General features: G+C 47.9%; 22 protein-coding genes and 1 pseudogene. 13 read left to right on the plus strand and 10 right to left on the minus strand.

All coding sequences use genetic code 11. From position 1 onward, the window contains the following. Positions 1-46: 46 nt before the first annotated feature. From BN3349_RS01115 to ccmA, 3 genes are all read right to left on the minus strand, one after another. Entirely contained in the window at positions 47-778 is a 732-nt protein-coding gene (locus tag BN3349_RS01115) for a heme ABC transporter permease (protein WP_040975457.1), read from the minus strand. Positions 779-894: 116 nt separating this feature from the next. After that, the gene (gene ccmB, locus BN3349_RS01120; protein ID WP_040975458.1) at positions 895-1560 is read right to left on the minus strand and encodes a heme exporter protein CcmB; all 666 of its coding nucleotides are present in this window, start codon (positions 1558-1560) and stop codon (positions 895-897) included. Beyond that, positions 1557-2207 carry a cytochrome c biogenesis heme-transporting ATPase CcmA gene (ccmA, locus tag BN3349_RS01125; protein WP_040975459.1) on the minus strand — a complete coding sequence of 217 codons (651 nt, stop codon included), beginning with the start codon at positions 2205-2207 and terminating at the stop codon, positions 1557-1559. The genes ccmB and ccmA overlap by 4 nt, the downstream gene beginning before the upstream one ends. Before the next feature lie 575 nt (positions 2208-2782). Here ccmA and leuA point away from each other — a divergent pair. The 4 genes from leuA (at position 2783) to leuD (ending at position 7541) form a co-directional block, all read left to right on the plus strand. Beyond that, positions 2783-4333 carry a 2-isopropylmalate synthase gene (gene leuA, locus BN3349_RS01130; protein WP_040975460.1) on the plus strand — a complete coding sequence of 517 codons (1551 nt, stop codon included), beginning with the start codon at positions 2783-2785 and terminating at the stop codon, positions 4331-4333. Between the two features lie 18 nt (positions 4334-4351). Further along, positions 4352-5428, plus strand: a complete 1077-nt coding sequence (leuB, locus tag BN3349_RS01135; protein WP_040975461.1) for a 3-isopropylmalate dehydrogenase — start codon at positions 4352-4354, stop codon at positions 5426-5428. Between the two features lie 90 nt (positions 5429-5518). Then, a complete protein-coding gene (leuC, locus tag BN3349_RS01140) occupies positions 5519-6928 on the plus strand; it encodes a 3-isopropylmalate dehydratase large subunit (protein ID WP_040975462.1) in 1410 nt (469 codons plus the stop codon). Positions 6929-6938: 10 nt separating this feature from the next. Further along, positions 6939-7541 (plus strand): 3-isopropylmalate dehydratase small subunit, encoded by a 603-nt coding sequence (gene leuD / locus BN3349_RS01145; protein WP_040975463.1) that lies wholly within the window; start codon positions 6939-6941, stop codon positions 7539-7541. A 39-nt stretch (positions 7542-7580) separates the two neighbouring features. Here leuD and mreD read toward each other — a convergent pair whose 3' ends face one another. From mreD to uvrA, 4 genes are all read right to left on the minus strand, one after another. Beyond that, positions 7581-8069, minus strand: a complete 489-nt coding sequence (gene mreD, locus BN3349_RS01150; protein WP_040975464.1) for a rod shape-determining protein MreD — start codon at positions 8067-8069, stop codon at positions 7581-7583. Beyond that, entirely contained in the window at positions 8069-9121 is a 1053-nt protein-coding gene (gene mreC, locus BN3349_RS01155) for a rod shape-determining protein MreC (RefSeq protein WP_040975465.1), read from the minus strand. Before mreC ends, mreD begins: the two co-directional genes overlap by 1 nt. Before the next feature lie 62 nt (positions 9122-9183). After that, entirely contained in the window at positions 9184-10239 is a 1056-nt protein-coding gene (locus tag BN3349_RS01160) for a rod shape-determining protein (RefSeq protein ID WP_032108488.1), read from the minus strand. Between the two features lie 194 nt (positions 10240-10433). Then, the gene (gene uvrA / locus BN3349_RS01165) at positions 10434-13265 is read right to left on the minus strand and encodes an excinuclease ABC subunit UvrA (RefSeq protein WP_040975466.1); all 2832 of its coding nucleotides are present in this window, start codon (positions 13263-13265) and stop codon (positions 10434-10436) included. Between the two features lie 178 nt (positions 13266-13443). Between uvrA and ssb the strand changes: the two are divergent. Continuing rightward, positions 13444-13853, plus strand: a pseudogene (gene ssb, locus BN3349_RS01170) (single-stranded DNA-binding protein). 298 nt (positions 13854-14151) lie between these two features. Here the strand turns inward: ssb and BN3349_RS01175 are convergent. Both BN3349_RS01175 and BN3349_RS01180 read right to left on the minus strand, forming a co-directional pair. Beyond that, on the minus strand, positions 14152-15300 hold the full coding sequence (locus BN3349_RS01175; RefSeq protein ID WP_040975467.1) for an iron-containing alcohol dehydrogenase: 1149 nt from the start codon (positions 15298-15300) through the stop codon (positions 14152-14154). A gap of 27 nt (positions 15301-15327) precedes the next feature. Continuing rightward, on the minus strand, positions 15328-16284 hold the full coding sequence (locus BN3349_RS01180; RefSeq protein WP_040975468.1) for a carboxymuconolactone decarboxylase family protein: 957 nt from the start codon (positions 16282-16284) through the stop codon (positions 15328-15330). A gap of 208 nt (positions 16285-16492) precedes the next feature. Here BN3349_RS01180 and BN3349_RS01185 point away from each other — a divergent pair, with 208 nt between their 5' ends. From BN3349_RS01185 to BN3349_RS01215, 7 genes are all read left to right on the plus strand, one after another. Beyond that, a complete protein-coding gene (locus BN3349_RS01185) occupies positions 16493-17389 on the plus strand; it encodes a LysR family transcriptional regulator (RefSeq protein ID WP_040975469.1) in 897 nt (298 codons plus the stop codon). Between the two features lie 109 nt (positions 17390-17498). Next, positions 17499-17819 (plus strand): DUF1328 domain-containing protein, encoded by a 321-nt coding sequence (locus tag BN3349_RS12340; RefSeq protein ID WP_442412727.1) that lies wholly within the window; start codon positions 17499-17501, stop codon positions 17817-17819. Between the two features lie 290 nt (positions 17820-18109). Further along, a complete protein-coding gene (locus tag BN3349_RS01195; protein ID WP_040975470.1) occupies positions 18110-19150 on the plus strand; it encodes an ABC transporter substrate-binding protein in 1041 nt (346 codons plus the stop codon). Between the two features lie 10 nt (positions 19151-19160). After that, positions 19161-20168 (plus strand): FecCD family ABC transporter permease, encoded by a 1008-nt coding sequence (locus BN3349_RS01200; RefSeq protein ID WP_040975471.1) that lies wholly within the window; start codon positions 19161-19163, stop codon positions 20166-20168. Further along, complete coding sequence (locus BN3349_RS01205) at positions 20161-20949, plus strand: ABC transporter ATP-binding protein (RefSeq protein WP_040975472.1); 789 nt, start codon at positions 20161-20163, stop codon at positions 20947-20949. Before BN3349_RS01200 ends, BN3349_RS01205 begins: the two co-directional genes overlap by 8 nt. A 220-nt stretch (positions 20950-21169) precedes the next feature. Beyond that, positions 21170-22339 carry an MFS transporter gene (locus BN3349_RS01210; RefSeq protein ID WP_040975473.1) on the plus strand — a complete coding sequence of 390 codons (1170 nt, stop codon included), beginning with the start codon at positions 21170-21172 and terminating at the stop codon, positions 22337-22339. A gap of 161 nt (positions 22340-22500) precedes the next feature. Further along, the gene (locus tag BN3349_RS01215) at positions 22501-23388 is read left to right on the plus strand and encodes a LysR family transcriptional regulator (protein WP_040975474.1); all 888 of its coding nucleotides are present in this window, start codon (positions 22501-22503) and stop codon (positions 23386-23388) included. Positions 23389-23510: 122 nt separating this feature from the next. Here the strand turns inward: BN3349_RS01215 and BN3349_RS01220 are convergent, their stop codons facing one another. After that, complete coding sequence (locus tag BN3349_RS01220; protein ID WP_040975475.1) at positions 23511-24362, minus strand: MBL fold metallo-hydrolase; 852 nt, start codon at positions 24360-24362, stop codon at positions 23511-23513. A 147-nt stretch (positions 24363-24509) separates the two neighbouring features. Here BN3349_RS01220 and BN3349_RS01225 point away from each other — a divergent pair, with 147 nt between their 5' ends. Beyond that, positions 24510-25466: a GlxA family transcriptional regulator gene (locus BN3349_RS01225; RefSeq protein ID WP_040975476.1), complete on the plus strand. Its 957-nt coding sequence runs from the start codon at positions 24510-24512 to the stop codon at positions 25464-25466. Positions 25467-25624: the final 158 nt, after the last annotated feature.

The raw sequence follows: 25624 nt of genomic DNA on the forward strand, positions 1-25624 counted from the left end.
ACAAAACCGAAAAAAGTGCGGTGCGTTTTTGATCCGTTTTACGTATTTAACCGACTAAATCTCTAACCCATGCCCGTTTCTGATCTTCTTTCAGCAGTTCGGTGCGATAGCGCACCAGTGTCAACCAGATAAACAGCGCCATAAAACCGAAAATGCACAGAATCAGCGGAATCAACATCGGCGTGGCGATGGACGGTTTTTCCAGTTTAGTAATGCTGGCGCCCTGATGCAGCGTGTTCCACCATTCTACGGAAAAATGAATAATCGGTAAATTCACCACGCCCACCAGACACAATATACCCGCGGCTTTGGCGCCGATCGTACGGTCTTGGAAGGCAGAATATAACGCCAGTACGCCCAGATACAGGAAAAACAAAATTAATTCTGCGGTCAATCGGGCATCCCATACCCACCATGTTCCCCACATCGGTTTACCCCAGATCGCACCGGTGACCAGTGCCAAAAAGGTGAATACCGCACCGATCGGTGCCATGGCAATCATCGCCAGATGTGCCTGTTTGATTTGCCATACTAAGGCAATCAGCGCGGCAAGCGCCATCGACCCGTAAGCGCCCATTGACCAGATTGCACTGGGAACATGCACATACATAATACGGAAACTGTTACCCTGCTGATAATCTGCCGGAGCATAGGCCAGCCCCCACACGATGCCGACAATCAGCAATAGCGCGGTCAACAGTGCAAACCAAGGGATAAATTTTCCGCACAGGCGATATTGGGTTTCCGCTTTGGCATAAGGGTGAAGCCATTTCCACATTGTTTATTCCTTCTTTGATGTATTGTCATATGGCGCAGCATAATGTTCCCGGCATTTAGGGTTTGGGAAATATGCCCGCATAACGCTGTTGCCGTCCGTGCGTTGTGGCAAATGCGCTATTGATCCACACTGATTCGCAATGCCGCGGCAATGGCAAACGGCGATAACGTTAATGCGCCCGCCAGCATAGCACCTAAAATGGCAAGCTGTCCGTTATAGGGCAAATTTAATCCGGCGGCATCCAGCACGGAGGCGGCGAAAATTAATACTGGGATAAACAGCGGCAGCACCAATAAACTTAGCAATACGCCGCCTTTGCGCAAGCCTACCGTCAGTGCCACGCCAATCGCTCCGATACAGCTTAAAATCGGCGTGCCGATTAACAAAGTCAGTACCAGCGCCCACCACATATGTATCTCCAGTGATAACAATAATGCCGCAATCGGCGATAATAAAATCAGCGGCAACCCGGTCAGCAGCCAATGCGCAATCACTTTCGCCAGTGCGGTTAACGGCAATGGTTGGGCAGTCAGTATTAACTGTTCCAGCGAGCCGTCGGTAAAATCATCGCGAAACAGACGCTCAAAGGAAAGTAGCGCGGATAACAGGGCTGCCACCCACACAATACAGGGGGCGATTTTCGCCAGCAGTTTCGGTTCCGGCCCGATCACCAAGGGAAACAGCGTCAGCACGATCAAAAAAAACCACAGCGGGTTCAATATTTCTGCCTGTTTGCGCCACGCAATCTGCATTTCTCGTGCAATAATTCGGCTAAAGATCATTCCGTTTCTCCCGCAAACCGATACTGTTCCAACCGCACTTTTTGCAGTAAATCACTCGGTACTTCCTGATGGCTGGTTAAAATCACCATGCCGCCGCGCTGGCTGTGGCGCTCAAATAAACGGGTCAACACCTGTACGCCATGTTTATCAATGGCGGTAAAAGGTTCGTCTAGAATCCACAGCGGTGCCTGTGATAGCCAAAGGCGTGCCAGCGCAATCCGTTTTTGCTGACCGGCGGACAGATGCGCGGCGGCAATATCTTCGCGACCGAGCAACCCGACAGTGTGCAGCACTTCCCATAGGATTTCCTCGCCCTGACGGCAATGTCCGGTGTGCTGATAAAAACGCAGATTTTCCCACGCGGTCAGTTCCGGCTTAATGCCCGCCTGATGTCCTAGATACAACAGATTATACTGATATTCCTCGCGGTTTTTGCAAATTTCATCATTATTCCACCGCACTTTGCCTTGTAACGGCTGAGCCAGCCCCGCCAAAATGCGCAGCAGACTGGTTTTGCCGATGCCGTTGTGCCCTTCAATCTGAACGAAATCTCCGCTTTGCCAGTGCAGATTCAGCGCCGTAAACAGGGTTTTATCGCCGCGTCGGCAGGCAAGTTGCTCCGTTTGTAATTGATTGATTTTCGACATGCCGTCATCGTTGTCCCTGCTGAAATAAACTTATCGAATTCTATCATAAGGTTATGCAATGGCGTAGGCGTGATAGACGGAAATTCCTACCTCTTTAGTTGTAAATCGGCGCCTTATTGATTTAGCGCAAAATTCCCCTTAGGGCGCAGCAGTGCCGTAAATATTTTTATAACGGGTGTTTGCGGAAAAGTGCGGTATAAAAAAATAAAGTTTTTTATTAAATTAGGATTTAATTTTAATTTATGTGCATTTGTTGAAGTATTATTTTGTTTTGTAATTATGTCAATCGTTTGATCTGAGATAAAATGCTGAAAAACTATTTGACAGATAAATTCTAAAGCGTAAGATTAAAAACGTTTTTGACCGACAGGACAGCATGTGATGTTGAATATGATTTTATCCCTCGACCTTCTCCTCCTCTCACAGACGTTGTGCGGATAGGTTGTGGATAAAAGAAATTAACGACAAAACCGGAATACAAACCCGCACTTAAAAAAGAGGCGGGTTTTTTTGTTATAAATCGGGCGAAAAAGTACCGCACTTTAAACCGGCTCAATCTATGTAAGGATAACGATATGACAGACCAGGTAATTATTTTTGATACCACATTGCGTGACGGTGAACAGGCGTTGAAGGCCAGTTTAACCGTAAAAGAAAAACTCCAGATCGCCTTTGCGCTGGAACGTTTGGGAGTGGATGTCATGGAAGTTGGTTTTCCGGTATCTTCCGCCGGCGATTTTGAATCGGTGCAGACTATTGCGCGTAATATTAAAAACAGCCGGGTGTGTGCGTTGTCGCGTGCCATCGAAAAAGATATTGATGTCGCGGCGCAGGCGTTAAATGTAGCGGAGGCATTTCGTATTCATACCTTTATCGCCACCTCGGCGTTGCATGTGGAAGCCAAACTGCGGCGCACCTTTGAAGATGTGATGACAATGGCGGTAAATGCAGTCAAGCGTGCTCGCCGTTACACCGACGATGTCGAGTTTTCCTGTGAAGACGCCGGTCGTACCGGTATCGACAATATCTGTCGAGTGGTAGAAGCGGCGATTAAGGCCGGCGCGACCACAGTGAATATTCCCGATACCGTGGGATATTGCCTGCCGTTGGAATACGGCGAGATTATCGCCAACGTCATGAATCGCGTGCCGAACGTGGATAAAGCGATCATTTCCGTGCATTGTCATAATGATTTAGGCATGGCGACGGCAAACTCTCTAACTGCGGTGCAAAAGGGCGCGCGCCAAATCGAATGTACTGTCAACGGTATCGGCGAACGTGCTGGCAATACGGCGTTGGAAGAAGTGGTGATGGCGCTTAAAACTCGTCAGCCGTTGTTCGGCGCGGACAGCCGCATCAATACGCAGGAAATTCATCGTGTCAGCCAAATGGTGAGCCAGCTTTGCAATATGCCGATTCAGCCGAATAAGGCGATTGTCGGCGCCAATGCCTTCGCCCATTCTTCCGGCATCCATCAGGACGGCATGGTGAAAAACAAAAATACCTATGAAATTATGGCGCCGGAAACGATTGGGCTGAAAAAAGAGAAACTGAATCTTACCGCCCGTTCTGGTCGCGCCGCGGTGAAAAATCACATGGACGCCATGGGCTATCAGGAAAGCGAATACGATTTGGATAAATTATATGACGCCTTCCTGAAACTGGCGGATAAAAAAGGGCAGGTTTTTGATTATGATCTGGAGGCGCTGGCCTTTATCGATATGCAGCAGGGCGATGAAGATCGGTTAACGCTAGATGTGATTACCTCGCAGATGATCAGCCATTTGCCGGCTTCCGCCTTTGTGCAGCTGGAACTGGACGGTCAGCGGATCAGTCAGGTTTCCAGCGGCGGCAATGGACCGGTGGATGCGGTGTTTAACGCGATCTTGAAAATTACCGGCATCGACCTGAAGATGCTGAGCTATAATTTAACCGCCAAAGGTGAAGGCGCCGAAGCGCTGGGGCAGGTGGACATCGTGGTGGAACATGAAGGTCGCCGCTTCCATGGGGTTGGTTTGGCAACAGATATCGTCGAATCTTCGGCACGCGCGTTGATCCACGCGATCAATGCCATTTATCGGGCGCATAAAGTGGCGGATTTAAAATCGCATAAAATTTCACATTAATAATAAGGAATAATGCAAATGCAGAATTATAACGTAGCAGTATTAAGCGGCGACGGTATCGGGCCGGAAATTATGGCGGAAGCCATTAAAGTGCTGGATGCGGTGCAGCAAAAATATCATTTTAAATTACATTACCGCACTTTTGAGGTCGGCGGCATTGCCATTGATCATCAGGGAACGCCGTTGCCGGCGGCAACGGTGCAAGGTTGTGAACAAGCCGATGCGGTTTTATTCGGTTCGGTGGGTGGACCCAAATGGACACACCTACCACCGGAACAGCAGCCGGAGCGCGGAGCGTTGTTGCCATTGCGCAAACATTTCAAATTATTTTGCAATTTACGCCCAGCGACACTTTATACCGGCTTGGAAAAATTTTGCCCGTTGCGTGCCGATATTGCCGCAAAAGGCTTTGATATGGTGACGGTGCGCGAGCTGACCGGCGGGATTTATTTCGGTCAGCCGAAAGGGCGTGAGGGCAGCGGCGCGCAGGAAAAAGCTTATGATACCGAGGTGTATCAGCGCAATGAAATCGAACGAATTGCGAAAGTCGCCTTTGAAACTGCGCTGAAACGCAACAAACATGTCACTTCTGTGGATAAAGCCAATGTGCTGATGAGCTCGGTGTTGTGGCGCGAAACCGTGATTGAGGTGGCGAAACAATATCCGCAGGTGCGGCTGGATCATATTTATATTGATAATGCCACCATGCAGCTGATTAAACAGCCCGACTTTTTTGACGTGCTGCTTTGTTCCAACATGTTCGGCGATATTATTTCCGATGAATGTGCGATGATTACCGGTTCCATGGGGATGTTACCGTCTGCAAGCTTGAATGAAAACGGTTTCGGCTTATACGAACCAGCAGGTGGTAGTGCGCCGGATATCGCCGGCAAAGGTATTGCTAATCCGATTGCGCAGATTTTGTCCGCTGCCATGATGTTGCGTTACAGCTTTAATTTAAACGAAGCGGCGGATGCCATCGAACGGGCGGTGAAAAAAGTGCTTGCTGACGGTTATCGTACCGCGGATCTGGCGGATGAAAGCAAGCCGGTTTCCACTGCCGAAATGGGCACATTGATTGCGCAGGCAATTTAGCGACGACATAAAAGTGCGGTCGATTTTTACCGATTTTTAACCGCACTTTTGAGCGAGATTAAACATCATTGATTACCCTACGAGAACAGCATGAAAAAAACACTCTACCAAAAATTGTTCGACGCACACGTTGTTTATGAAGCGGAAGGCGAAACGCCGATTTTGTATATTAATCGGCATCTGATTCACGAAGTAACCAGCCCGCAAGCCTTTGATGGGTTGCGCACAGCACATCGTCAAGTACGTCAGACCGGTAAAACTTTCGGCACGATGGATCACAGCATTTCAACCCAAATCCGTGATGTGAATAAACTGGAAGGGCAAGCCAAAATTCAGGTACAGGAACTGGAAAAAAACTGTCGGCAAACGGGCATTACTCTGTTCGATATGAACACTAAACAGCAGGGGATCGTGCATGTCGTCGGACCGGAGCAGGGGCTAACGCTGCCGGGCATGACCATTGTATGTGGCGATTCGCATACTGCCACCCATGGCGCGTTCGGGGCATTGGCATTCGGAATCGGCACCTCCGAGGTGGAACATGTGCTGGCAACCCAAACCTTAAAACAGGCGCGGGCAAAAAATATGAAAATCGAAGTGCGCGGTAAAGTGGCGCCGGGCATTACGGCAAAGGATATCGTATTGGCGATTATCGGTAAAACAACCATGGCGGGCGGCACCGGACATGTGGTGGAATTCTGCGGCGAGGCGATTCGCGATTTATCTATGGAAGGACGGATGACGGTGTGCAATATGGCGATTGAGCTGGGCGCAAAAGCCGGTTTAATTGCGCCGGATGAAACGACGTTCGCTTATTTGAAAGAGCGTCCGTATGCGCCGAAAGGCAAAGATTGGGATGATGCGGTGACGTATTGGAAAACGTTGAAATCCGATGAGGATGCGCAATTTGACAGCGTAGTGGTTCTGGATGCCAGTGAAATTGCGCCACAGGTAACCTGGGGAACCAATCCCGGTCAGGTGATCGGCATTGATCGGCATGTGCCGAATCCGGCGGAGATGTCCGATCCGGTGGCGCGCGCCTCGGCAGAAAAAGCGCTGGCTTATATCGGTTTGGCGCCGGATACGGATTTAACCCAAGTGTCGGTGGATCAGGTGTTTATCGGGTCCTGCACTAATTCGCGCATTGAAGATTTACGCGCCGCAGCGGCCGTCATGAAAGGGCGCCAAAAAGCGGATAATGTTAAGCGCGTGTTAGTGGTGCCGGGATCGGGTTTAGTGAAAGAACAGGCGGAAAAAGAAGGGCTGGATAAAATTTTTATTGCTGCCGGTGCCGAGTGGCGTAATCCAGGCTGTTCCATGTGTTTGGGCATGAATGATGATCGTTTGGGCGAATGGGAACGCTGCGCTTCGACCAGTAACCGCAATTTTGAAGGGCGGCAGGGGCGTAATGGACGTACTCATCTGGTTAGCCCGGCAATGGCGGCTGCGGCGGCAGTATTCGGAAAATTTGTCGATATTCGTCATGTGAAATTAAATTAAGGAGCGCGCAATGGCAGGTTTTAAACAACTTACAGGTTTAGTGGTGCCGCTGGATGCGGCGAATGTGGATACCGATGCGATTATCCCGAAACAGTTTTTACAGGCGATTACCCGCCTAGGCTTCGGTAAACATTTATTTCATGAGTGGCGCTATTTGGATGCGGCAGGTACGCAGCCGAATCCCGAATTCGTGCTGAATTATCCGCAGTATCAAGGTGCCAGCATTTTACTGGCGCGTAAAAATCTGGGCTGCGGTTCTTCCCGTGAACATGCGCCTTGGGCGTTGGCGGACTATGGCTTTAAAGTGATGATTGCACCGAGCTTCGCCGATATTTTCTACAACAACAGCTTAAATAATCATATACTGCCGATCCGTTTAAGCGAGGAAGAAGTAGAAGATATTTTCCAGTGGGTATGGGCGCATCAGGGGCAGCCGATTGATGTGGATCTGGAAACCCAAACGGTGACGGTGGGGGATAAAATCTATCATTTTGACATTGATCCGTTTCGGCGCCATTGTTTGCTGAACGGACTGGATAATATTGGGCTGACATTACAGCATGAACAGGATATTGCCGCATACGAAAATACGATCCCAACATTTTTACGTTAATTGCAATAAATAAGGCTAACCATTTGGTTAGCCCGTTTTTCAGCGTAAATTTAGCTGGCGCCGGATTTTACGCAACAGCAAAAATACCCACGGCCACAGAATACCGCTGGCAATGGCGCCGAAAATTTCCTGCGAGTTGAAATTAGCATTGTGCAGTAACAATTCGATGAAAAAAATACCTAATCGCACGGCAAATACAAACAGAATGACCAACAGGCTTTGCATCCATAAGGACAGATTACGCAAAATCAAATAATTCAGCGCGATTAAATAAGCGAATACGGACAGTACCAGCGCATGTACACCCAAAATTGAGCCCAGCACCAAATCCCACACTACACCAAGCAGAAATGCTGAGCCAATGCTGACTTTCGTCGGAATCGCCAGTACCCAATACAACAAGACCAGCACAACCCATGCCGGTTTGAAGCTCTGCATTCCGGCCGGCCAAGGAGCAATTTCCAACACCATTGCCACAATAAAAATGCACACGATAATCAGACATTGCAGTAAAAAATGGCTTCGCATCAGTCTTCCTCCCGGTATAGCTGTAACTCCGGCGTTACCGGTTCCGGCGCAATTTCTGCCGGCGGTTCGGCATGCGGTTCTTCTGCCGGTAGCGGTGTTGTTTGACTGTCCGTTTCTTCCGTTACCGGCGTTTTATTCACTTTGTTGGCTTCCGCACCTTGATTTTCCAACCGTTGCTGCACCGCTTTTCTTACTTCTTCCGGCGTAATGGATTGCGCTTTATGCATATCTTCGTTGGTCGGCCATAGTAGCAGCACATAGCGCAGGCGTTCCATGGAAGCCAGCGGTTTTGCCGTAATCGTGGCGAAATAGTTTTTGCCGTCGCGTGAGACGTTTTCCACCACCGCAACCGGATAGCCTTCTAGAAAGCGTCCACCCAGCCCGGAGGTAACCAGTAAATCGCCTTTTACTATATCTACGGAACGCGGTACGTTGTCCAGCGTCAGCTCGTCGCTGCGTCCTGTGCCGCTGGCGATTACGCGCACGTCATTACGCAATACCTGAACCGGAATCGAATGGGTGACATCGGTTAACAGCAAAACTCTGCTGGTATCACTGCCGACGGAAATAATTTGCCCGACTACGCCTTTTTCGTCAATCACCGGCTGACCGACATAAGCGCCGTCCTTTTCCCCTTGATTGATCACAACCAGTTGGCGGTAAATATCGGTTTCGGCGGTTAATACTTCCGCGATTTTTTTGTATTCATCGGTGCGCAGCGGAGAATTCAGCAGCAGGCGCAACCGCTGGTTTTCCACTTTTAGCTGATCCAACAGCAATAAATCGGCATTTTTTTCTCGCAATTGCTCACGCAACACTTTATTTTCAATTTGCAGTTTATTGGTATCGACCAGATTATCTGAAACGCCGTCGAGTACCGTACGCGGCGTATTGGCGAGATAATACAGCCCACCTACCGCGGTTTCCATTACACTGCGGGCTTTAATCATGGTATTGGTCTGACCGTCGGATAAAATCAGCGCAATGGAGGCGATAACCGCCATAATAAGCCGTAAACCGATGGGGGGCGATTTGCCGAAAATGGGTTTCATATCGTTATCCGGGACAAAAAGTGCGGTGAAAATAACCGCACTTTTTCTATGATGCCACGCAATTAAATTTCGTCGCTGAAAATATCGCCGCCGTGCATATCGATCATTTCCAGCGCTTCGCCACCACCGCGTGCCACGCAGGTTAACGGATCTTCGGCAACGATCACCGGCACGCCAGTTTCCTGCGACAGCAGAATATCAATATTGCGCAATAAGGCGCCGCCGCCAGTCAGCACCATACCGCGTTCAAAAATATCCGCGGCATGTTCTGGCTGGCATTCTTCCAACGCGGTACGTACCGCAGTGACAATGCCGTTGAGCGGTTGCTGAATGGCTTCCAGCACATCGCGCGAGGTTAGTTTGAAGGTCCGCGGCGCGCCTTCGGCGAGATTATGCCCGTGCACTTCCATTTCTTTGATTTCATCACCTTCCTGAATATAGGCGCTGCCGATTTCCTGTTTAATTCGCTCGGCAGTGGGTTCGCCGATAATGGAACCGAATGTGCGACGCACATAAGCGATAATGGCTTCGTCGAAACGGTCGCCACCGATCCGTACGGAGGAGGAATAAACGATACCGTTTAATGAAATCACCGCCACTTCTGTAGTGCCGCCGCCGATATCAATCACCATCGAACCGGTTGCGGTGGACACCGGCAGTTTGGCGCCGATTGCCGCCGCCATAGGTTCTTCAATCAAATACACTTCGCGCGCACCGGCACCGATGGCGGATTCTTTAATGGCGCGGCGTTCCACTTGAGTGGCGCCGGCTGGTACGCACACCAACACGCGCGGACTCGGGCGCATAAAATTGCCGCTGTGCACTTGTTTAATAAAATATTGCAGCATTTTTTCCGTGACGAAAAAGTCGGCGATCACCCCGTCTTTCATGGGACGGATAGCCAGAATGCTTTTGGGGGTTCGACCCAGCATCAGTTTCGCTTCTTTACCGACCGCCGCGATGCTTTTCAGCGACCCGGAACGGTCTTGGCGAATCGCGACCACGGAAGGTTCATCCAATACGATGCCTTGACCTTTAACATAGATAAGAGTGTTTGCTGTACCGAGATCGATGGAGAGATCGTTTGAAAACAGACCGCGAATTTTTTTGAATAACATAAGAATTCCGTAAAATAAATTGTATAAGAAATACTCAATCCAGAGTGTTGAAAAAATTGTGCTAAATGTATCAAAAAATCGGGGGTTAGGACAGAAATTTTTACATAAACTGCGTGAAATCCGACCGCACTTTTGGCGCAACGCGCAGGGCTACTGGGGAAATGAGGCGCAGCCCGAAACTGCGCCGTTGTCGCTTAGCCTTTCGCTAAAATCGGTTTCAGGAAGCGTGCAGTGTGCGAGCCTTTTACGCGACAAACCTGCTCCGGCGTGCCGGTTGCAATAATCCGACCGCCGCCGCTGCCGCCTTCTGGACCGAGGTCCACAATCCAATCGGCGGTTTTGATCACATCCAGATTATGTTCGATGACTACAATGGTATTGCCCTGATCACGCAGGCGGTGCAAGACTTCAAGCAATTGTTTGATATCCGCAAAATGCAGACCGGTGGTGGGTTCGTCCAAGATATACAGGGTTTTGCCGGTATCCCGTTTCGACAGCTCCGTTGCCAGTTTCACCCGTTGCGCCTCACCGCCCGACAGCGTGGTGGAGGATTGACCCAAACGGATATAGGATAAGCCCACATCCATTAGGGTTTGCAGGCGGCGTGCAATCATCGGAATGGCGTCGAAAAATTCGCGCGCTTCTTCCACCGTCATATCCAGCACTTGATGGATGGTTTTGCCTTTGTAGCGGATTTCCAGCGTTTCGCGGTTGTAGCGTTTGCCTTTACATTGGTCACAAGGCACATACACATCGGGCAGGAAGTGCATTTCCACTTTGATCACACCGTCGCCCTGACAGGCTTCACAACGTCCGCCGCGTACATTAAAGCTGAAACGCCCCGGATTATAACCGCGCGCGCGCGATTCCGGCACGCCGGCGAACAGCTCACGGATTGGCGTGAACAACCCGGTATAGGTGGCGGGATTGGAACGCGGTGTACGCCCAATCGGGCTTTGATCGATATCGATCACTTTGTCGAAAAACTCCAGCCCTTCAATAGATTGATACGGCGCAAAATCAATGTTGTCGGCGCGGTTCAACGCATTTTGTGCCAGCGGGAACAGGGTATCGTTGATTAGGGTGGATTTGCCCGAGCCGGACACGCCAGTGATACAGGTAAACAATCCCACCGGAATTTCCAGATTAACTCGTTGCAGATTATTGCCCGCCGCACCGTTTAATTTCAGGATTTTTTGCTTATCAAGTGCGGTGCGTTTTTGCGGAATTTCGATCTTTTCTTTGCCCGACAAAAATCTGCCGGTCAGCGAGTCAGGATTTGCCATAATCTCTTGCGCCGTGCCTTGCGCCACCACATAGCCGCCGTGTACGCCCGCGCCGGGACCGATATCGATAATATGATCGGCCGCCATAATCGCATCTTCGTCATGTTCCACCACAATAACGGTATTACCGAGATTACGCAGGTGAATCAGTGTGTTCAGCAGGCGTTCGTTATCGCGTTGATGCAGACCGATCGAGGGTTCGTCCAGCACATACATCACGCCGACCAACCCGGCGCCGATTTGGCTGGCAAGGCGGATACGTTGCGCTTCGCCGCCGGATAAGGTTTCGGCGGAACGGGAAAGCGACAGATAATTTAGTCCGACATTCACCAAAAATTGCAGACGTTCTTTGATTTCTTTCAGGATTTTATCTGCGATCTGCGCTTTTTGCCCGCTGAGCGTCAGAGTGTCCATAAACTGTAGCGTGTCACCGATACTTTTTTCCGATACTTCCGGCAGATTGGTTTCGCCGATATATACATGGCGTGCTTCCGGACGCAGACGCGAACCACCGCAATCGGCACAGGGACGAGTGCTGATGTTTTTCGCCAGTTCTTCCCGCACGGACAGCGATTCAGTTTCTTTATAACGGCGTGCCATATTATTCAAAATCCCTTCAAACGGATGATGACGCACCACCACATCGCCGCGATCGTTCATATATTGAAATTCAATTTCTTCCTTGCCCGAGCCGTGCAAAATAATATGTTGAATTTTTTTCGGTAAGGCTTCAAACGGGCTTTCAATCTCAAAGCCGTAGTGTTTGGCGAGCGATGTCAGCATTTGGTAATAATAAAAATTACGCCGATCCCAGCCCTTGATTGCGCCGCCGGCAAGAGAAATCGACGGATTCTGTACCACCCGTTTTTCATCAAAATATTGCTGCACACCTAGACCGTCGCAGGTCGGACAGGCACCCGCCGGGTTATTAAAGGAAAATAAGCGCGGTTCCAGTTCTGGTACGGAATAGCCGCAGTGCGGACAGGCAAAATTGGCGGAAAACAGCAGTTCTTCCGCCTGCGGATTTTCCATATCTGCCACAACCGCGGTACCGCCGGAAAGCTCCAACGCGGTTTCAAAGGATTCTGCCAATCGCGTGGCGAGATCCGACCGCACTTTGAAACGGTCCACCACCACCTCAATAGTATGCTTTTTCTGCAATTCCAGCTTTGGCGGATCAGATAAATCGCAGATCTCACCATCAATTCGTGCGCGGATATAACCCTGCGCTGCAATATGCTGCAACATTTTGATATGTTCGCCTTTACGCTCTTTCACCACTGGCGCAAGCAGCATCATTTTGCTGTCTTGCGGCTGCGACAGCACTTTATCTACCATTTGACTGATGGTTTGCGCACTCAGCGGCACATTGTGGTGCGGGCAGCGCGGTTCACCGACTCGCGCGAATAGCAGGCGTAGATAATCGTGAATTTCGGTAATTGTCCCGACGGTGGAACGCGGGTTATGCGAGGTGGATTTCTGCTCAATAGAAATCGCCGGCGACAGCCCTTCAATATGATCCACATCCGGTTTTTCCATTAAAGATAAGAATTGGCGGGCATAAGCGGACAGTGATTCCACATAGCGGCGCTGACCTTCCGCATACAGCGTGTCAAAGGCAAGGGAGGATTTTCCTGAGCCGGATAATCCGGTGATCACAATTAATTTGTCGCGCGGAATAGTGAGGTTGATATTTTTTAAATTATGGGTTCTTGCCCCACGAATGTCGATTTTTTCCATGATAATAGCAGATAGGTGAATTCGGATGAAACCGAGTTAAAATTGCGATCATTATCGCATATTCTTAAATAACTGTGCAAATATCCAGTAAAAATTGTGTTAAGAGATAGATCTTTTTGTCATTTTAAGGCAAAATAAGCGGAATTTTTACATCACACAGTATTGAGCAGAGGACAGTATGGCCGGAGTAAATAAAGTTATTATTGTAGGAAACCTGGGTAACGACCCAGAAGTGCGCACCATGCCAAACGGCGAAGCAGTCGCCAATATCAGCGTAGCGACCAGCGAAAGCTGGCTGGACAAAAACACCAATGAACGCCGTGAAGTGACTGAATGGCACCGTATTGTATTTTATCGCCGTCAGGCGGAAGTGGCAGGCGAGTACCTGCGTAAAGGTTCTAAAGTGTATGTGGAAGGGCGTTTAAGAACCCGTAAATGGCAGGATCAAAACGGTCAGGATCGTTATACCACGGAAATTCAGGGTGACGTCTTGCAAATTCCCGGCCCCCCCCCAAACCCAAAACCCCCCCCCCGACTGCAGAACCGCCGATGGCAAACGACAGCTTTGACGATGATATTCCGTTTTAACTGATTGCAAAACGATAAACCAGAGAATGATTAAGAGAAGCGTTGTTTAGAACGCTTCTCTTTTTTACATTTACTTTAGTGTATTTTTTGTTGAGTCGTATTGATAGCGAAATACCATGCTCCGACAAGCAACTGTGTGATATGAGATTATGAACTCAACTGTGTGTGCAAACACGCGAAATATGTGCTGATGCCGATTGGTTATTGCCTCTCCAATAGCTCAATTTGATACAACAAAAGTGCGGTCAGATTTGCCGATGTTTTGGCAAACCTGACCTTTTTACTTAAAATAAGGCGATTATTTGGCTAAATCAAACACTTCCGTAATAGCCGCTTTGGTATAAATGTCGCTCATTTGCCAATCTTTCGCATTTTGAACCGCATTATCAATTACGGCGCTCAGTTGTTTGTCGTTGACAGCGAGTTGTGCCAGTGTAGTCGGCGTGCCGATTTTGGCGAACCAAGATTTGAGCGCGGCAATGCCTTCTTCGGCAGTTCGCAAGCCGAAAATTTCGCGGGCGAAACGTTCAAACTGTGGTCGGTTTCGTTTTTTCCACCATGTCATCCATGCCGGCATCACCACAGACAGTCCGGCACCGTGCGGTACATCGCAAATGGCACTTAACGCATGTTCAATCATGTGATTCGGATAGCTGAAGCCGGTAGTTCCCACGTAAGTTAAACCGTTCAGTGCCATGGTCGCCGCCCAAGCGAATTCACCGCGGGCATCCAAATCGTTCGGGTCGTTGAGCAGGATTTCCGTAGTGCGGATGACGGTTTTGATATTAGCTTCTACCTGCATGTTGATGAGCTCAGGCTGTACGCTGGCGGTAAAATAGCCCTCAATAGAATGGGCAATAATATCCGCTGCTGAATACACCAAATAATCCCGGCTGACAGTCGCCTGTAATTTAGGATTGATGACCGAGACTTTCGGATACAAATCCTCACCATTAATGGCATATTTTTGCTGAGTTTGTTCGTTCATCACCACGCCGCCGTTATTCATTTCGCTACCTGTTGCCGCAAGGGTCATGATGTCGAAAATCGGCAGGTTTTTCTCAACCACTGCTTTGTCAATAAAGAAATCCCATACATCGCCGGCATACAATGCGCCTGCGGCGATGGCTTTGGCGCTGTCTAAGCAGGAACCGCCACCGACGCTTAAAATACTGTCTATCCCTTGTTGGCGAACAAGTTTAATTCCCTCGTTTACTTTGCTTAAAATCGGATTGCTTTTAATGCCGCCGAATGCAACGAATTCAATACCGTTGGCGTTCAAACTGGCGGCGACATCGTCAAACAAGCCCGATTGTTTAATCCGCTCGCTGCCGTACACCAGCAACGTTTTTTTGACACCGAATTGGTGCATATAAGCGCCAATATTTTTTTCTTTATCGACACCGAATTCAATGCGGGTCGGATTGCGAAAACTGAATGAATACATGGTATGTTCCTCTTTAACAATGAAAAATTATTTTAACTTAGCGTAATCGGCATCAGAAACCGGCTCCAGCCATTCATTACGGGTATTTTCACCCGGTACTTCGATAGCAAGATGCTGAAACCATGCGGTTGACGCCGCACCGTGCCAATGTTTCACACCGGCTGGAATATGCACCACATCACCGGCTTTTAGGGCTTGAGCCGGTTTGCCCCATTCTTGATAATAGCCGCGTCCTGCGGTGACAATCAACATTTGTCCGCCACCTTTGCTGGCGTGATGAATGTGCCAGTTATTCCGCGTGCCCGGTTCAAAAGTGACATTGCCGATAGGCAGTTGTTCCATAGACAGCATATTCAGATAGCTTTTGCCGACAAAATATTGCGCATAAGCGGTATTTTCTTCCCCTAGCGGAAATGGGCTTATCGCCGGTCTTGATATTTGGCGAATCTCTGTGAGTTGTTCATCGCTCAGACCGTTTTGCTGGCTAATGTGAATATGCGCGTGTAATTGATTTTCTGCCCCTTGCATTGTACTTAACGCCGCAACGGTAATGATTTCCCGTTCCTGCCAGTTAAGCAAATCGTTGGCAAAAATATCGCCGAATAAATGCGTTTTCAGATAGCGGTCGATCTCCGGCGAAAGAGCGGAGAGGTCGACGGTTTGTCCGACTAAACGGGTTTGTGTTTGCGTGCCGAGTGCAAGTAAATCGGTATTTCCCGGCAACAGGCGTGCAGAACGCCCTTGTTCGGTTTTCAACCCTTGCGCGCGTCGGGCTGCAACACGTTCTGATAACGCGGATAGGGCGTTTAAACTGCGCGGAAAACCTGCATAAGCATAAAGTTGTACTATCGCAGCCTGAATTTCATTTATGCTTAAATTATTATCCAATGCTTGATCGATGGCGGCATTCAGGCGAGGAATATCCCCCTTTGCGCTAAACGCGCCGATCTGGGCGAGGCTGTATTGTTTATTGGAAAGTGCCATTTGTCTGACTCCTTGTTGATTTTTGAACGGCGTTTGCACGATATTTTGCGCCGCGGTTTCGGATATTGTGCATGTCAAAAGTGCGGTCAAAATCGCCGTTGTTTCTTCATTATGTTAAACACTAATAAGCGAATGGTTGGATTGTAATTCCATTTTAATCTCATTAAAATGAATAAATATAGAAAACACAATTCCGAAAAATGAGATTATGAACCGATTAGATGCGTTAAAATATTTTGTCGTTGCTACTGAAACCTTAAGTTTTCGGGCAACGGCAGAGCGGTTTTCTGTTTCGCCGCAAGTGATTACCCGCGTGATAGGTGAATTGGAAAATGAATTGGGCGAACAATTATTTAAACGCAATACCCGTTCTATTCGCTTATCGGATTTTGGTGCGCAATGGTTGCCCAAAGCGGAACAGTTTTTGCAGCAGGAACACGCCTTATTCGGTTCGCCTAGGGTGAATGATAACGAATTGTCCGGTATCGTGCGGATCACCGCGCCGCCGTCAGCCTACAGTGATTGGGTGCTGAAGCAACTGTTGATTGCCTTAACGCCCTATCCTGATATTCGTATTGATTGGCGCACTGGGTTTGATGTACTAAAAACGGTGGAAGATCAAATAGATATCGGTGTAAGAATTACGCAATCGCCGGAACAAAACTGGATCGCGAAAAAAATCCGCATGCTGAACGAACCAATTGTGGCTTCGCCTAAACTGCTTGAACAGGTTGGGCAGCCTGAAAATATCACTGATTTGGTGGCGCGCTTTCCGCTCGGAAGTCTGCTGAATAACAAAACCAATCGACCTTGGCATTGGTATGTCAATGATGAACTGATCCCCATTTATCAGGCCAATGTAGTGACTGATGATACGAAAGCCTTGTTGCAAGCTGTTCTGGCAGGCAGAATATTTGCCCCGATTCCTTATATGGATTGCCGGCATTACTTCGAAACGGGCGAATTGGTAAAGGTGTTTCCTTACAGCGAGTCACAAAAATGGGCGTATTATTTATATCGTCCCAGACAGACCATTACCGCTAGACGGGTACTGGTGGTGTATGAATTGCTGGAAAAAATTTATTTAAGCCATCGCGCCATATAATCTCACCATATAAAAGTGCGGTGGGTTTTAACGATATTTTTAATACGCTAAAAAACGGATTGAAAATCGACCGCACTTTTAGGCTAGTCTCTCTGTATTTTTATTTATCTTGATAGCTAATACTCTCTTTTGTATGGTGCTTAAGGTTATGCTGGTGATATTTTGTATTGAGTTATTTTGCATGGTAAGCCATTTTTGTGATATGTTTAAAACCGAGCCTGCTCTGGCAGCCGTTCAACCTGATTTAACGATGAAAGCAAAGGAGATTATTATGCTACGTTATTCCGTTATCTTTTTCGTGATTGCCATTATTGCTGCGGCATTGGGCTTTGGTGGCATCGCCGGCAGCGCGGCAGGTATTGCCAAAATCCTGTTTATTGCATTTTTGGTTTTGGCGGTATTGTCTCTACTTTTCGGCCGCAGACTTTAAAACGGCTGGAAAAAGAAGCTGAGGTTTAACCTCATCGCGTTAGAGATGTAATTGAAGGACTGATACCGATATTATGTTGGGCTCAGTTCTTTTTATTTTTGTATTCCTCCTTTAGTAGTGATTCGCAATAGCCGGTTTTGGCAAGTGAATATGATTACATTGCGCATTTCGCCGCCGGCAACGTCTATTGGCGGCTATCATTGAATTTGATCTTTGCAGAATAAATAAACCTCTTTTATAAAAACGTTATGCATATTATTATATAACCAATTTTTAATTGAGGTGATCTTATGAAATTTAAACGTTTTTTGTTGGTGATGTTTACCTGTTGTATCGCATTATCTTCCTTTGCCGAACGTACCGTAACCGATCAGTTAAACCGCGCGGTCGTGATTCCTGATCACGTACAGCGAGCGGTTATTCTGCAACATCAAACACTGAATATTGCAGTGCAGTTGGATGCGCTTAAACAAGTAGTGGGCGTGTTATCCAAATGGAAAAAACAACTGGGAGCGAACTATGTTCGGCTGGCACCAGAGCTGGAAAAGATGGCGACACCCGGTGATCTTAACGAAGTCAATATCGAAAGCCTGTTGCGATTGCAACCGGATGTGGTGTTTGTCACTAATTATGCGCCGCCGCAAATGATTGAACAAATTTCTAATGCGGGTTTGCCGGTTATTGCGATTTCGCTGCGTAGCGGTGATGAACGCGAGCAAGCAAAATTAAATCCCACTTTGGAAAATGAAGATGAAGCCTATAATGACGGGTTAAAACAAGGAATTCGTTTAATTGCCGAAGTGTTTGAAAAACAGGCGCAGGGCGAGGCGTTAATCCGAGCAGCCTTTGCCAACCGTCAGCTGCTGGCGCAGCGGCTGGGCGATATCAAACCTGCCGACAGAATAAAAGTTTATATGGCCAATCCGGATTTAACCACTTACGGCTCAGGCAAATATACCGGCTTAATGATGGAACATGCCGGCGCCTATAATGTGGCTGCTGCAACAATTAAAGGCTATAAACAGGTTTCGCTGGAAAATGTACTAAGTTGGAATCCGCAGGTTATTTTTGTGCAGAACCGGTATCCCGATGTCGTCAACCAAATTCGTACTTCTGCCGAATGGGCAAATATAGCCGCGGTGAAAAACGAACGAGTTTATCTGATGCCGGAATATGCCAAGGCTTGGGGTTATCCGATGCCGGAAGCGCTGGCTTTGGGCGAATTGTGGATGGCGAAGAAACTGTATCCGCAGCGGTTTGGGGATATCGATCTGGATAAACTGGTTGACGATTATTATGTTACATTCTACCGCACTCACTATAAAGACTGACTGAGGCGGTATGTCGCATCATAATAAACGGATATATCCGCTGATCATATTGCTGATTATTACCGTTCTGGTTGCGTTGGGGATCGGGCGGTATTCTCTTTCTGTGCCAGAAGTCATTCATATTCTGTTGGCAAAAGTCAGCGGTCTCCCTTTGGCGCCGATTCAACAGCAGATAATTTTTCAAGTCCGCCTGCCGCGGATTCTGCTTGCTGCACTAGTGGGCGCCGGGCTGGCGTTAAGCGGCTGTGTATTGCAGGGCGTTTTTCGCAACCCGTTGGTCGATTCGCATATTATCGGAGTAACTTCCGGTGCGGCCTTTGGCGGTACATTAGCGATTTTTCTGGGATTCGGTATTCAAGGGTTATTTTTTAATACCGTTATATTCGGGGTAGGCACCTTGCTCGCGGTTTTCTTGCTCAGTTATAAATTGATGAAACAAAGTCTGCTAATGCTTATCCTTACTGGTATGATGTTAAGCGGATTTTTCTCCGCGTTGGTCAGCCTGTTACAGTATATTTCCGACGTTGAAGAAAAACTGCCGAGTATTGTGTTCTGGTTAATGGGCAGTTTCGCCACCGCCAACGACGAAAAACTGTATTTCTTCTTTCTGCCTTTTATCTGTTGCAGCGCTGTGTTGTTAGGGGTGCGCTGGCGCTTGAATTTGTTGTCTTTGGGGGATAAGGAAGCCAAAGCGCTGGGCATCAAAGTGACACCGCTGCGCTGGTGTGTTCTGTTTTGCAGCGGAGTGATTGTTGCCTGTCAGGTTGCGGTCAGCGGCAGTATCGGCTGGGTGGGGTTGATCATTCCGCATATCGGTCGTATGCTGGTTGGTGCTAATCATCAGAGTTTATTACCTTGTTCCATGTTAATCGGCGCGATTTATATGATCGTTGTCGACTGTTTTGCGCGCGCCGCGGCTGATGCGGAAATTCCGATCAGTATTTTAACTTCGCTGATCGGTGCGCCGTTATTCGGCTTTCTACTGTATAAACTGAAACGGGACGGCTGGAATGAATAAAAGTGCGGTGATTTTTTGCCGAGATTTAAGCTTTGCTTATACTGCACAGCCGTGGCTGTTCCGCGCGCTTTCTTTTGCGCTTGCCCAAAGCGATGTTCTAGCGGTTTTAGGGCCGAACGGCTGCGGCAAAAGTACGCTGTTGGATATTCTGCTGAAAATTCGTCAGCCACTAACCGGCGAAGTGGTTGCTGACAAGCCGTGCTGCTTTGTGCCTCAGTTTTTTACACCGCCTTTTGCATATAGTGTGTTGGATATTGTTTTGATGGGGCGTTCGACGCATATCGGAATGTTTTCCACCCCTAAAGCGGCAGATCGGGAAATTGCCCGAGACGCGTTAAACAGTTTGGGATTGCTTGCTGTTGCAGATAAGGATTTCAGATTATTGTCCGGCGGGCAACGGCAGATGGTATTAATTGCCAGAGCACTTGCCAGTGAGGCGCCGATTATGCTATTGGACGAACCCGCATCGGCGCTGGATTTGTATAATCAAAACCAGTTATTATCTTTGCTGCGCCGACTTGCTGAACAAAGAAAATTGACCATTATTTTCACAACCCATCAGCCTAATCATGCCGCGTTACTGGCGAATAAAACCTTACTACTCAAAAAAGACGGTTTTTTATTCGGTGAGACCAGTCAGATTCTGAATAGCGAAAATCTCAGTGAATTGTTTAATATTACGATGTTACAACGGCGGATCGATTACCGCCGGAGCATTTTCCGCCACTTTGTCCCTTTATATGATGTGGCGTTAGCGCGGCATGATGACAAACGATCATAATGACAATAAGAGAATAACGTTATTAGGAATAAAACGGGCGCAACAAAAGTGCGGTGGTTTTTTCTGTGATTTTACCATTCTTGCTATTGAATAAATTTATTCTTCTTTTTCTAATATAAATATATTTATAAGTTAGATAAATTTAATAATTATATTTATTTTAGGCGTTTCTCTATACTTAGGCTCCGTAACACAAAATACAGAATGAAAGGAGTAGAAAATGCCCATTGTTATTTATATTTTTGCAATTAGCGCGTTTGCGCTAGGATTGGCGGAGTTTCTGCCGATTGGTTTATCTGATGTGATTGCGGTTGATTTGGGTGTGAGTGTGGAGCAAGTGGGCAAGAATGTTACAGCGTATGCGCTGGGCGCGACAATTTCGGCACCGATTTTGACCGCTTTAACCACAAACTGGTCGCGTAAAACAGTCATGCTAACTACGGCAGGGCTGTTTAGTGTCGGTAGTCTATTGGCAGTATTGGCTGGGAATTTAGCTGTGATGACGGCCAGTCGTTTTCTAGCGGGGGTGGGACACGGTTTATTTTTAGCGGTCGCATCCAGCACGGCAGCCGATCTGGCGGGCAAAGCAAGGGCTGGACGTGCTGTTGCCGTGGTGTTTAGCGGTTTTACACTGGCTATGGCAGTAGGTGTGCCGCTCAGTACGTGGTTGGGCGGTATAATTTCCTGGCGCTGGGTAATGAGTCTGGTGACATTATTCGGCATTATTGGCGGAGTTGGGTTATTGTGTGGTATGAAAGACTGCTTACCAACCGCTGAGCGGCAATCTGTGGCAGAGAATTTGCATATACTGTTCAGTCCGTTCTTATTGTCAGCAGCGCTGGTGACAGTGTTTGCCTATGCGGGTACCTTCAGCGCCTATACTTATATCGCTCCAATGTTGAACCAAATTACAGGCGTTGCAGTGCAGCACATCGGTATTTTTATGCTGATTTACGGTATATCAGCTGCGATTGGCAATATCTGGGGAGGTCATCTTACTGACCGATTAGGTGAATATAAAGCCAATATTCTGATTATTTCAGGGATTATTCTTACCGCACTTCTAATGTGGTTTGCGCTGTCTTCCATCGTCGCAATGGGTGTGCTGGTGGCGAGCCTGGGTTTTTTCACTTTTGCCGTTGTGCCGTCATTACAGGCCCGTTTACTGAAATTGGCAATCGGTTTTTCTTCCAATGCTCAGGGCATCGCAGCCGGTCTGAATATTGCGGGTTTTAATCTGGGCGTTGCGTTTGGTTCATTTACTGGCGGTGTCGTGATCGCTCACGGTGGTTTTGCTTATACTCATCTTGCCGCCGTTGTGTTATCGCTTATCGGTTTGAGTCTGATGCTTTGGCAAAGCAAAAAATTCGTCAATGCTCAAATGTGTTGAATTCGCGACGATAAAAACTAATTGTTGCGTGTTAATATCGAAATTATAAGCTGCCTGAAAGATTTCGTTGGGCAGTTTTTTATCACTGTTTCTTTTATTTTACGCTACATTCTATTAATATTTCTATATCACTCCGTTAATCCAGTAAAAAATTTATTGCTATGTCTTATCTTTCGCAACTGAAAACTTTTCTTGAAGTTTATCGGGTCAGATCCATGTCGCAGACTGCAGCGAATCTACATATTACTCAGCCTACGGTATCACTGCATATTCAATCGTTGGAAAGCCTGATGGGCAAACCATTATTTGTGCGACAGGCGCGTGGCGTGCTAGCAACTCCGATAGCCGATGAACTGGCGCGTGCCATTGCGCCACATATTGATAGTCTTGAGAATAAGCTGCTCAGCATCAAGCTTGGTTCTCCCAACGGTGGCACGGTGCATATTGCTTGTTCGCCCGATTTTCTACACCATCGGTTGTTGAATATTATCGCACCACTGCTTGATCATCATATTAATTTGCGCTTTCAACTCGGTAATCGGGATTTTGTCTATCAAACGTTGGAAAATGATGGGGTAGATTTGGCGTTTACTGCCAGTGCACCTTCGCCCGAACGTTACAATTTTGCCCATTTTATGCGGGAAAAATTCTATTTAGTCTGTTCGCCACAGCTGATTAAATTACAAGATCGGCTTGATCCAGCATTGCTGGCACAAACGCCGTTGCTTGCCTTTGATGAAAATTTGCCACTGGTACGCAATCTGTGGATAGCATTATTCCGGACTGCACCGACTGTGCAGGCGAACCTTATTGTGCCTGATCTTCGCATCATTAAAGCGCTCGTCATACAAGGTGCCGGCTGGACAGTATTGTCTGATTATCATTGCCGTCAAGAGTTGATTGACGGCAGGTTAGTTAATCTTACGCCGCAGGCGCTTGCCCCAAGTAATGATATTTATCTTGTCTGGAATAAAAATAAACGATTATCGGCATCAGCAAACTATATCAAAGAGTATATTCTGAACCAGAATGGCGATAACGCACATTGAAAACAAAACGCACAACTGTATTGCCTTATACCGGCACGCGGGTAGAATTCTCCACTTTTTTTACCGCACTTTAGAGAACGGTTATACCTTAATGGTATAACCGCCGTGTTGGTAACAGTACGTCAGAATTTCAGAGTTTCACCTTCTTTCGGTACGCTGACCCGATCCGTCATGTTATTTTTTTGCACATATTGGCGCATATCCCGGCTGGAAACAGTCGTGTGGTTTACCGCATCCATATGCACCGTAATAATATTCGCCTGTGGAGCGCGCTGATAGACCCTGCTTACATCGGCGGTGCCCATAATAATACCGCCGTCCATGTTTGCCAGTTTGGCATATCCGGTGTTCATCACGATCACTTTGGGTTGATAATCTGTTAATGCTTGCTCAACTGCCGAATTCCAGATCGTATCGCCGACCACATACAGGATTTGCTCATTCGGCGCTTGGAAAATCACGCCCATGGCATCGCCTAACAGCTCTGCTATTTGTGGATTAGCGTACATTCCATCAGTGCCGTGTTGACCGCCAGTTTTACTGAGTTTTACCGTGCCGAATGCCGTGTTTTTGCCGACTACGCGCACATCCGTGAAGCCTTGTTTGCGCACAATGGCGGCATCACCGGCGTTCTGAACGAAAATCGGCGTGTCTTTGGCGATCAGCTTCTGTGCCGCTTCATCCCAGTGATCGGCGTGAGTATGCGTCAGGATTACCGCATCCACGCCTGAAAGTACGGTTTCGACTGGTTGAGTCATATCAATTAACGGATTGCGCGCAGCGCTGTTTACCGTGCCGGCAAAACCAGCGTAACTACCTTTCGGCGCTAAGTACGGATCGAGCAAAAAAGTTTTATCGCCGTACTGGATTTTGGCGGTGGCATTGCGAATATGCTGATACTGCATTGCTGCCGCGGTGTTGCCGATGATACTTGTACCGAGTAATACGGATAAAGCCAGTTTAGTTAATTTCATTATGTACCTCGTTAAAAATTGTTAAAAAACAGACCGCACTTGTGTCTGTCGATGGGCATATTATGAGCGAAGTATAGTGTTTGTAATATTGACTTTTTTACCAATAAGCGAAAGAATTGGGTCAGTTTTCATTGATGGAATCTTTGTATGTGTAAAGCGAAATTGCCTCAGGTTGCATTGATTTTATATCCTGATTTCCAACCACTGATTTATACCATTCCGCAGGCGGTATTTTCCACGGCGCCGGAGGGGAAGCCGTTGTTCGCTTTACGCCATATTGCGATAGACGGGCAAACTTTTTGTTCCGGTGCAGTTTCGGTGCGACCCGATGGCGGCTTGGAATTATTGCAACAGAGTGATGTGATTATTATTCCTGGCTGGCACGATATTCGCCAGCCGCCTTGCCCGTCGCTGGTGACTGCACTACGGCGAGCGTACGCGCGTGGGGCAACCTTAGTTGGTTTGTGTTACGGCGCGTATGTGCTGGCTTATACCGGTTTGTTAAATGATAAAAAAGCCACAACTCATTGGGCGGGAGCGGAAGATTTCAAGCGACGTTTTCCTGCCGTGCAGCTTGATTCCAATGCCCTTTATGTGGAACAGGCGCAGTTGATTACCTCCGCTGGTGTCGCCGCGGGATTGGATTGTTGTCTGGCGATTGTGCGGGCGCGCTATGGGGTGAAAATCGCCAACCGAATTGCGCGCTTGCTGGTTGTCGCACCTCATCGGGAAGGCGGTCAGGCGCAATTTATCGAACAGCCGGTCGCGCAGATGACATCTCACCGTTCAATTAATCGGCTGCTGGCGGAAATTCAGGAAAATCCGACCGCACTTTATCATATTGATACCCTTGCCAAGCAGCTTGCCATGAGCCGCAGTACTTTTACTCGTCACTTTCGCAAAGCCACCGGCATGGCATTTAACCATTGGTTGACGGAAGTGCGGTTGCAAAAAGGGCGGGATTTACTGGAAAGCAGCGATCTGAGCATTGAACAAATTGCCGAGCGAATTGGTTATCGCAGTGCAACCGCATTTCGTCAACAATTTAAATTAAAACATCAGATTAGCCCGCAGGCATGGCGGAAAGAATTCCAAGGAAACTGAATTAATAAGACCATGTCGACTGTGCGATCTGGTTCTTTTCCGCCAACGTTCGTTATCAAGCCCATATTGGCGGGCTTTTTACGTTGAGTGGATGACGGTTTGATGATGTCCTACGCCAAGGCAATCAAAACAAATCACTGAAAGACGGCGCGGAAAGT

This window comes from Necropsobacter massiliensis (genome assembly GCF_000827595.2).
GTDB lineage: Bacteria > Pseudomonadota > Gammaproteobacteria > Enterobacterales > Pasteurellaceae > Necropsobacter > Necropsobacter massiliensis.

What these genes read in the sequence shown, in the direction of transcription:
- BN3349_RS01115 (WP_040975457.1), bottom strand. Translation starts at nt 778, where the DNA reads ATGTGGAAATGGCTTCACCCTTATGCCAAAGCGGAAACCCAATATCGC.
- ccmB (WP_040975458.1), bottom strand. Translation starts at nt 1,560, where the DNA reads ATGATCTTTAGCCGAATTATTGCACGAGAAATGCAGATTGCGTGGCGC.
- ccmA (WP_040975459.1), bottom strand. Translation starts at nt 2,207, where the DNA reads ATGTCGAAAATCAATCAATTACAAACGGAGCAACTTGCCTGCCGACGC.
- leuA (WP_040975460.1), top strand. Translation starts at nt 2,783, where the DNA reads ATGACAGACCAGGTAATTATTTTTGATACCACATTGCGTGACGGTGAA.
- leuB (WP_040975461.1), top strand. Translation starts at nt 4,352, where the DNA reads ATGCAGAATTATAACGTAGCAGTATTAAGCGGCGACGGTATCGGGCCG.
- leuC (WP_040975462.1), top strand. Translation starts at nt 5,519, where the DNA reads ATGAAAAAAACACTCTACCAAAAATTGTTCGACGCACACGTTGTTTAT.
- leuD (WP_040975463.1), top strand. Translation starts at nt 6,939, where the DNA reads ATGGCAGGTTTTAAACAACTTACAGGTTTAGTGGTGCCGCTGGATGCG.
- mreD (WP_040975464.1), bottom strand. Translation starts at nt 8,069, where the DNA reads ATGCGAAGCCATTTTTTACTGCAATGTCTGATTATCGTGTGCATTTTT.
- mreC (WP_040975465.1), bottom strand. Translation starts at nt 9,121, where the DNA reads ATGAAACCCATTTTCGGCAAATCGCCCCCCATCGGTTTACGGCTTATT.
- BN3349_RS01160 (WP_032108488.1), bottom strand. Translation starts at nt 10,239, where the DNA reads ATGTTATTCAAAAAAATTCGCGGTCTGTTTTCAAACGATCTCTCCATC.
- uvrA (WP_040975466.1), bottom strand. Translation starts at nt 13,265, where the DNA reads ATGGAAAAAATCGACATTCGTGGGGCAAGAACCCATAATTTAAAAAAT.
- BN3349_RS01175 (WP_040975467.1), bottom strand. Translation starts at nt 15,300, where the DNA reads ATGTATTCATTCAGTTTTCGCAATCCGACCCGCATTGAATTCGGTGTC.
- BN3349_RS01180 (WP_040975468.1), bottom strand. Translation starts at nt 16,284, where the DNA reads ATGGCACTTTCCAATAAACAATACAGCCTCGCCCAGATCGGCGCGTTT.
- BN3349_RS01185 (WP_040975469.1), top strand. Translation starts at nt 16,493, where the DNA reads ATGAACCGATTAGATGCGTTAAAATATTTTGTCGTTGCTACTGAAACC.
- BN3349_RS01195 (WP_040975470.1), top strand. Translation starts at nt 18,110, where the DNA reads ATGAAATTTAAACGTTTTTTGTTGGTGATGTTTACCTGTTGTATCGCA.
- BN3349_RS01200 (WP_040975471.1), top strand. Translation starts at nt 19,161, where the DNA reads ATGTCGCATCATAATAAACGGATATATCCGCTGATCATATTGCTGATT.
- BN3349_RS01205 (WP_040975472.1), top strand. Translation starts at nt 20,161, where the DNA reads ATGAATAAAAGTGCGGTGATTTTTTGCCGAGATTTAAGCTTTGCTTAT.
- BN3349_RS01210 (WP_040975473.1), top strand. Translation starts at nt 21,170, where the DNA reads ATGCCCATTGTTATTTATATTTTTGCAATTAGCGCGTTTGCGCTAGGA.
- BN3349_RS01215 (WP_040975474.1), top strand. Translation starts at nt 22,501, where the DNA reads ATGTCTTATCTTTCGCAACTGAAAACTTTTCTTGAAGTTTATCGGGTC.
- BN3349_RS01220 (WP_040975475.1), bottom strand. Translation starts at nt 24,362, where the DNA reads ATGAAATTAACTAAACTGGCTTTATCCGTATTACTCGGTACAAGTATC.
- BN3349_RS01225 (WP_040975476.1), top strand. Translation starts at nt 24,510, where the DNA reads ATGTGTAAAGCGAAATTGCCTCAGGTTGCATTGATTTTATATCCTGAT.